This window comes from Tepidiforma sp., assembly GCF_026419595.1.
Lineage (GTDB): Bacteria > Chloroflexota > Dehalococcoidia > Tepidiformales > Tepidiformaceae > Tepidiforma.
Genome location: NZ_JANZZD010000029.1, coordinates 22421 through 29623, shown reverse-complemented (window position 1 = coordinate 29623; position 7203 = coordinate 22421). Strand labels below are relative to the sequence as shown.

Annotated in this window: 9 protein-coding genes; 4 read left to right on the top strand and 5 right to left on the bottom strand. The window is 70.3% G+C overall.

Going from position 1 to position 7203, the window contains the following annotated elements; translation table 11 throughout:
- Positions 1-483 precede the first annotated feature (483 nt).
- The 3 genes from N2041_RS12440 (at position 484) to N2041_RS12430 (ending at position 1557) form a co-directional block, all read left to right on the top strand.
- Positions 484-1026 carry a disulfide bond formation protein B gene (locus N2041_RS12440; protein WP_297678902.1) on the top strand — a complete coding sequence of 181 codons (543 nt, stop codon included), beginning with the start codon at positions 484-486 and terminating at the stop codon, positions 1024-1026.
- 147 nt (positions 1027-1173) lie between these two features.
- Positions 1174-1305 carry a hypothetical protein gene (locus tag N2041_RS12435; protein WP_297678901.1) on the top strand — a complete coding sequence of 44 codons (132 nt, stop codon included), beginning with the start codon at positions 1174-1176 and terminating at the stop codon, positions 1303-1305.
- 24 nt (positions 1306-1329) lie between these two features.
- Positions 1330-1557: a hypothetical protein gene (locus N2041_RS12430; protein WP_297678900.1), complete on the top strand. Its 228-nt coding sequence runs from the start codon at positions 1330-1332 to the stop codon at positions 1555-1557.
- Here N2041_RS12430 and lon read toward each other — a convergent pair.
- Positions 1554-3974, bottom strand: a complete 2421-nt coding sequence (lon, locus tag N2041_RS12425) for an endopeptidase La (protein ID WP_297678899.1) — start codon at positions 3972-3974, stop codon at positions 1554-1556. The genes N2041_RS12430 and lon overlap by 4 nt on opposite strands.
- On the bottom strand, positions 3971-4390 hold the full coding sequence (locus N2041_RS12420; protein ID WP_297678898.1) for an Hsp20/alpha crystallin family protein: 420 nt from the start codon (positions 4388-4390) through the stop codon (positions 3971-3973). Before N2041_RS12420 ends, lon begins: the two co-directional genes overlap by 4 nt.
- Before the next feature lie 209 nt (positions 4391-4599).
- On the opposite strand from N2041_RS12420, the gene N2041_RS12415 reads away from it, so the two are divergent.
- The gene (locus N2041_RS12415; RefSeq protein ID WP_297678897.1) at positions 4600-5094 is read left to right on the top strand and encodes a hypothetical protein; all 495 of its coding nucleotides are present in this window, start codon (positions 4600-4602) and stop codon (positions 5092-5094) included.
- A 91-nt stretch (positions 5095-5185) separates the two neighbouring features.
- On the opposite strand, the gene N2041_RS12410 is transcribed toward N2041_RS12415, so the two are convergent.
- From N2041_RS12410 to N2041_RS12400, 3 genes are all read right to left on the bottom strand, one after another.
- Positions 5186-5422 (bottom strand): hypothetical protein, encoded by a 237-nt coding sequence (locus N2041_RS12410; protein ID WP_297678896.1) that lies wholly within the window; start codon positions 5420-5422, stop codon positions 5186-5188.
- Positions 5419-5583, bottom strand: a complete 165-nt coding sequence (locus N2041_RS12405; protein ID WP_297678895.1) for a hypothetical protein — start codon at positions 5581-5583, stop codon at positions 5419-5421. Before N2041_RS12405 ends, N2041_RS12410 begins: the two co-directional genes overlap by 4 nt.
- A 197-nt stretch (positions 5584-5780) precedes the next feature.
- Positions 5781-7124, bottom strand: coding sequence for an ABC transporter substrate-binding protein (locus tag N2041_RS12400; protein ID WP_297678894.1), 1344 nt, complete (start codon positions 7122-7124; stop codon positions 5781-5783).
- Positions 7125-7203 lie beyond the last annotated feature (79 nt).

The following is a 7203-nucleotide window of genomic DNA, read 5'->3' as shown; positions in this document are numbered from 1 at the left end:
TTGCGCAGCTGCTCGACCGCCTGGTCGTGGAGAGCCGACCAGCGCCCCAGCACGTCATCGCCGCTCCACCGCGCGAGGACCCGGTACTCGAGCGCGCGCTCGTCGGTTCCCAGCGCGACCTTCGCCTTCTCGATGACCTGGCTTTCGACGGAGGCAGCCCCCATCTCCGCCTCCATCTCGATGCGGCCGATTACACGCCGGATTTCCCGGAAGTCAGCAGAGGGTCTTATCCCCAACAGTTCCAGGTAATTTGTCGCCAGGATGTCGCGAACTCGCGCGTACATTCGGGTCTCCGGAGCCGGAGACTATAGCAACTCCATTGCGGAGAAGTGAAGGCCCCGGCGCGGGCGGGACGGCGCACCGGGACCGCGCGGTCCGCAACCACGGCCGTTCGGACCTGCGTTCTTTCCCGGGCCTGTCCCGGGCAGCGGCGGCCCGGGGCGTAGAATGGTACGCGGCGGGCGGTTCGCCCGCGGGTTCGCTATGGAATCGGAACAGTACGTCTCGCCCGTGCTCGCGGCGGGGTCGATCGGCATCGTATTCGCGGCGCTCTTCGCCATCCTCGCCGCCGAGCACCCGGCCGCCACCCGGCTTCGAGCCTTCCTCACCGGGCACGGCCAGAAGGCGATGTTCGCCGTCGCTGCCACGGCGATGGCCGGCTCACTCTACTACTCGGAATACGTCGGCTTCACGCCCTGCGACCTCTGCTGGTACCAGCGCATCGCGATGTATCCGCTGGCCATCCTCCTCGGGGTGACCATCGTGAGCCGCGGGCGGCTGGCGCCGAAGTATGTCGTGACGCTTGCCGGCATCGGGCTGCTGATTTCGATCTACCACTACCAGCTCGAGCTGTTCCCGGACCAGGCGCAGATTTGCACCGGCTCGGCCGTCTCCTGCACGGTCCGGTTCGTTGAGGAGTTCGGGTTCGTGTCGATCCCGTTCATGGCGGGGGCGAGCTTCCTCACGATCCTCCTCCTGCAGACGGCCGACTGGCGGGTCCGCTACCTGGAGGCGCGGGGGCTGTAGCCTCGGGGGCGGGGGCGCGCTGCTGGCTCAGGGGAGGGGACGCGAGCGTGGTGCCACGGGTCAAGTACCCGCCATGGACGAGATCATTCTCGTCGTCACCGAACAGCCGGAAGGGGGTTCCTGGCTCGCGCCCTCGGCGCCGCCATCGTGACCGAAGCCGACTCGCTCGACGCGTTGCGCGAACAGGCCCGGGGCGCCGTTCGCTGCCACTTCGATGAGCCCGAGCGGCCGAAGGTCATCCAGCTCCACTTCGTCCGCGATGACGTACTCGTACCCTGATGCGGCTCCCGCGCGATGTCGGCGGTGACGACCTCGCCCGCTCGCTCGAACGCCCCCGGCTCGCCCCCGCGGCAGACGGGAAGCCTCCTGCCGCTCGCGCTCCCGGGCGGCAAGGCCCGGCACCTGGCCATCCCGCGCCGCAGGTCGCTGAAGGCCGGAACGCCGGCCGCCATCACTGCCGAGGCAGCTGACCAGCCGGGCCACAGGCAGGACGAACTCGCGGCGCGGCTCTCCGGGCCCGGCTCCCCCTAACCCAGCGCCTCCGCCATCACGTCGTTCGCGTCGGTGACGAAGACGAAGCGCAGCTCCTTCCGCGCCTCCTCGGGCACGTCCTCGGTGTCGCGCTCGTTCTCTTTCGGCAGGATCACCGTCCGGATGCCGGCCCGGTGCGCGGCCAGCACCTTCTCCTTGATGCCGCCGACCGGCAAAACCCGGCCGTGGAGCGTGATTTCGCCCGTCATCGCCACGTCGGAACGCACCGGCCGGCCGCTCGCGAGCGAAACGAGCGCCGTCGCCATCGTGATGCCCGCCGAGGGCCCGTCCTTCGGCACCGCGCCGGCCGGCACGTGGACGTGCACCGCCTTGTGCTCGAAGTAGCCCGGGTCGATGCCCAGCTTCGCCGCGTTCGAACGGACCCACGTCAGCGCCGCCTGCACGCTTTCGCGCATCACGTCGCCGAGCTGGCCGGTGAGGATGAGCCGCTCCTCGGCGGCAGGCATGGCCGCGGCTTCGACCTGCAGGACGTCGCCGCCTGCCGGCGTCCAGGCGAGGCCGGTGGCGATGCCGGGCCGGTCGATGCGGATGAGCGACTCCTCCGGGATGCGCGGCCGGCCGAGGTACTTCTCGACCGCGGCGACGTCGACCGTCACCGGCGTTGCTTCGCCTTCGACCACGCGGCGGGCGATGCGGCGAACGACGCCGGCGATCTCCCGTTCGAGCCCGCGGACGCCCGCTTCCCGCGTGTACCGGCGGATGATGTGGCGGAGCGCCGCCTCCTCGAAGGCGATTTCGCCGGGCTGAAGTCCGTGGGCGCGCAGCTGCCGCGGCACCAGGTACCGCTCGGCGATGTGGAGCTTCTCCTCCTCCGTGTAGCCGGAGAGCTGCATCACCTCCATCCGGTCGCGCAGGGGCGGCGAGATGGTGTCGAGCGTGTTCGCCGTGGCGATGAAGAGCACCGCCGAGAGGTCGAACGGCACCCCGAGGTAGGTATCCGTGAAGCGGTGGTTCTGCGCCGGGTCGAGCACTTCGAGGAGCGCGGCGGCCGGGTCGCCGCGCCAGTCGCTGCCCACCTTGTCGATCTCGTCGAGCATGATGACCGGGTCGCGCGTGCCAGCCTGCCGAAGCGCCTGGATGATGCGGCCCGGCATCGCGCCGATGTACGTCCGCCGGTGGCCGCGGATTTCGGCCTCGTCGTGGACGCCGCCGAGCGCGACGCGGGCGAACTTCCGTTCGAGCGCGCGGGCGATCGACTGCCCGAGGCTCGTCTTGCCGACGCCGGGCGGGCCGACGAAACAGAGGATCGGCTCGGCGGCGGCACGCTCGGCAGGCGGCAGCCCTTCGCCGCCGTCGGCCGCGGCAGCGGCGCGCTCGGCGCGGAGTTTGCGCACGGCGAGGTAATCGAGGATGCGGTCCTTGATCTTCTCGAGGTCGTAGTGGTCCTCATCGAGGACGGCGCGGGCGCGCTCGATGTCGATGGCGGAGCCGCTGAGCTGCTGCCACGGCAGGTTCGCCATCCAGTCGAGGTAGGTGCGGATCATCCCCTGCTCGGGCGAGCCGGGCGGCAGGAGGGCGAGCCGCTCGAGTTCGCGCTCGGCCTCGGCCTTCGCCTCCGGCGGCAGGCCGGCCTCCTCGATGCGCCGGCGGAGGTCGGCGATCTCTTCGCCTTCGCCTTCGCCGAGCTCCTTCTGGATGGAGCGGAGCTGTTCGCGGAGGAAGTATTCGCGCTGCGATTTCGAAAGGCGCTGCTCCGTCTCCTCGGCGATTTTTCGGCCGAGTTCGCGGACGGCGATTTCGTGCTGGATGAACTCGACGAGCTTGCGGAGCTTGGCGTCGACGGTATCGAGTTCGAGCAGCTCCTGCCGCTGGGCGCCGGAGAGCGGCAGCGCGGCTCCGACGAGGTAGGCGAGCTGGAGCGGGTCGGTGAGCGCCTCGGCGGCGGCGACGAACTCCTGCGGCAGCTGGATGACGGCGACGAGCCGGGCGATGAGTTCGAGCACGGCGCGGCGGAGGACTTCGCCCTCCGGCCCCTCGGCCGGCCGCTCGGGGGCGCGTTCGACGCGGGCCTGCAGGTACGGCTCGGTGGCGGTGAACTCGAGGATGCGGATCCGCTCCATGCCCTGCACCACGACCTGCAGCGTGCCTTCGCCCGAGCGCGCGAGGTGGTGGACGACGCCGATGGTGCCGATGCGGTGGACGTGCTCCGGCCCGGCGAGGTCGACAGCGTCCGTGTTCTGGGCGACGAAGACGAGCCGCCGGTCGGCCCGCATCACGTCGTCGATGAGGCGGACAGAGCGGGGCTGGCCGACGGCGAGCGGCACGACGGCGAAGGGGAAGACGACGGTGCCGCCGCGGAGAGGGAGGACGGGAAGGGTTTCGATGCCGCCGTCATCGGCGGGGGTGCCGGGTTCGGCGGGCCGGGGTTCGGCCGCGGGCAGGGCGTCGTCGCTCACCGGGTGGTGCCTCCGTTGGCTTTCGGGAATTCGAGGATGAGCAGGCCGTTTTCGTAGCTGGCCCGCGTGGCGTCGTGGTCGATGGCGCAGGGCAGCGGCACTTCGAGCCGGAACGGCCCCTGCCGGATCTGGGCGGCGTGGTAGCGGGCATCCACCGGCGGGGGCGGCAGCCGGCGCCGGCCTTCGATGACGACCGCGTCGTCGTAGAAGAGGAGGTCGATATCGTCGATAGAGACGCCGGCGAGCTCGACCATCACCGTGAGGCCGGCGGGCGATTCGGCGATATCGGCGGCGGGCTGCCACCACGTCTGAGCAAGGCGGACGCGCTCGCGGCCGGGGAGCAGCCCGGCGCCGAGGGGTTCGGGCCCGGTGCGGACCATGAGGGCATAGCGGTAGCTGATACGGCGGTAGCGCATGGGGCCGAAACCTCGCGAGGGGGCCCGCCCGGGCGGGTCGTCCCTCTCATTGTAGGGGCTCGGGGGTAACAGCCGGGGGATGATGCGGCGCGTGCGGGCGCTGGCGGTCTCGCCCACGAAGGTAAAGGTGGATCGCTTCAGCTAGGACCATTTCGGACCTGCGCGGACGGTGCAACACTGGGTGCAATCTTTGATCGAGGAGGTGCCACATGAAACGCAACGCAGACAGCGACCTGATCACATTCTTCAAGGAGGCGCTCGAAGAAGCCATGCGCGAGGAACTCATCGCCCGCCCCCGCATCGAGGCCCTGAAGCGCGTGGCGAACGTCGACGTCTTCTGCCCGGTCGAACGGTGCCCCCTCAGCCGGGGGGAGCTGGCCTGGCCGGTGGTCGAGATCGCCGGACACCTAAAGGCGGTCCACGGCTGGGAGCCCGGGCGGATCCGCAGCTGGGTGGAGCGGCAGAACGACTGCCCCGTCTGCCTCGGTACGGGCTCCTACCCCTACGGCCGGGCGCAGCACCTTCCGCTCGGGGAGTGCCTCAACTGCGAGGGAACGGGCCACGCGGTCGAGGGCGGCTACCGGTTCAAAGCGACGACGCGGCGCAGCTACTGGCGCCGGCACTTCAGGTCCGAACCGCCGTACCGGCCGGCATGGCGCCGGCATGCCGAGGCCGAGGGCGTGCTGCCCGTCGCGCCCTACTAGCCAGCGCGGCCGGCGCCCGGCCGCACCCGAACGGCCCCGGCGGAATTCGCCGGGGCCGTGCTGTGCGCGGGGTGTTGGGGCGCGGGCCCGCTCAGCCGCCGCGGCGCCAGCGGCCGAGCAGCCGCAGCAGCTCCTCGACGGGGAAGCTGAGCGCCTGCAGCGAGACGACGAGAATGGCCGCCGTGACGGCCGTCAGCTCATCCGGGCCGGCGCCGGTGACGTCCTGCCAGGCGAGCGCGGCGGCGCTGATGAGCGCAAGCGCGGCGGCGAGCGTCGTCCGCACGCGGCCGTGGTAGCCGCTGCCGCTGCCGTCCGGGCCGGCGCTCACGGGAGCCTCCGCGCGAGGCCGCCGGCGATGGCGGCCGGCAGGCCGAGCGCGACCGCGGCGATGAGCGCGGCCGCAGGGCCGGCGGCGGCCGCGATGAGGGCCGCGCCGGCCGCGTTCGCCGCGGCAGCGGGGCGGAGGGAGAGGATGGGGCGGTTGGCCACGGGGAGAACCTCCACGGACAGTGTCTCCGGAGCGTGCCCCGGCCGGCCGGCACCACCGAGCGCCCGGCGTCACCGGCACCGGCCCGCCGTTGCCCGTGTTCTCCGCCGCCTACCCCCGGCGCGGCGAAGCGAAGCGGGCGGGGGAGCCCGTCCCCCGCCCGCCGGTCATGCGAAGCGGTGCGCGGCTGGCCGCCGACCTACTTCTTCTTGCCGATGTCGATGACTTCGCCGAAGAGGTCGAACTTCTTCGCCGAAGGGTTGTACTTCGCCAGCTGCTCGGCCTGGATCGGGTAGTAGTCCGGGGTGGCCGAATCGACCGGCGAGGTGTTGATGAGGATGCCCGGCAGGAGGACGTCGATGCGGAGGTCCTTCAGGCTCGTCGCCTGCTTCATGATGTTCTCGCGCGTCAGGTTGTTGCCGGACTTCTTCAGGACTTCGACGAGCGTCTGGGCGACGGCGTAGCCGTAGACGTTGAAGCCGTCGTTCACGTTGCCCGAGGGGTAGTACTTCGCCATGAAGTCCTTGTAGGCCTTGATGGCGGGGTCGTTCGCCCACTGCGGGTCGCCCGGGTCCTTGATGTAGAAGGTGGTGATGATGTTGCTGAGGTCGGCGCCCTGCTGCGCGGCCGGGTCGAGGACCGACGGGATCGACTGGGAGACCGAGTTGAGGAGGATGGTGGGCTTCCAGCCGATCTGGGTCGCGGCGACGAGCGCCTGGGTGGCGAACTTCGGCGTGGCGACGAGGAAGAACGTATCGGCGCCGGATTCCTTCAGCTGGGCGACCTGCGCGTTCACCGAGGCGTCGGTCGTCGCGTAGGTGGCCTCCTTCACGATGACCTGCGAGGCCTTCGCGCCGAGCGCCTTCTTGAAGCCTTCGACGTAGTCCTTCCCGTAGTCGTCGTTCTGGTAAAGGATGGCGACCTTGGCGTTCGGCTTCTCCTTGCCGAGCCATTCGACGTAGATGGCCGATTCAGACTGGTAGTCCGGCTGCCAGCCGATGGTCCACGGGTGGCTCTTCGGGTCCGCGCCCCACTTCGAGGCGCCGGTAGCGACGAACAGGTGCGGGACCTTCTGCTGGTTCAGGTAGTCCCAGATCGCGGTGTTCGGCGGCGTGCCGAGCGTGTTGAAGATGAAGAGGACCTTCTCCTGCTCGACGAGTTCGCGGGCGGCCTGGACCGTCTTGTCCGGCGAGTACTGGTCGTCCTTGGTGATGAACGTGATCTTCCGGCCGTTGATGCCGCCCTGCTCGTTCACCATCTTGAAGTAGGCCTCGACAGCCTTGCCGATGGTGCCGTAGGCCGCAGCCGGGCCGGAGAACGGATAAATGCCGCCGATCTTGATTTCGGTGTCGGAGGCGCCGGTGTCGTACTTCTTGACGTCCTGCTGCTGGGTGGGCGTCTGGCCTGCGGCGGTCGTGCCGCCGGCCGCGGGGGTGGTGCCCCCTTTGTCATCGTCGTCATCGCCGCCGCACGCGGCAGCGAGGACCATGGCGACCGCGGCGAACAGCATGAGCAGCGCGGTCCAGCGTTTCGGTTTCCTCATCTGGTTCCTTGTCCCTCCTGGTGGTGTGTGCTCACGCGCCGGGGCGCGGCGCGGGAACTCCCATCCGATCATTCGCTGG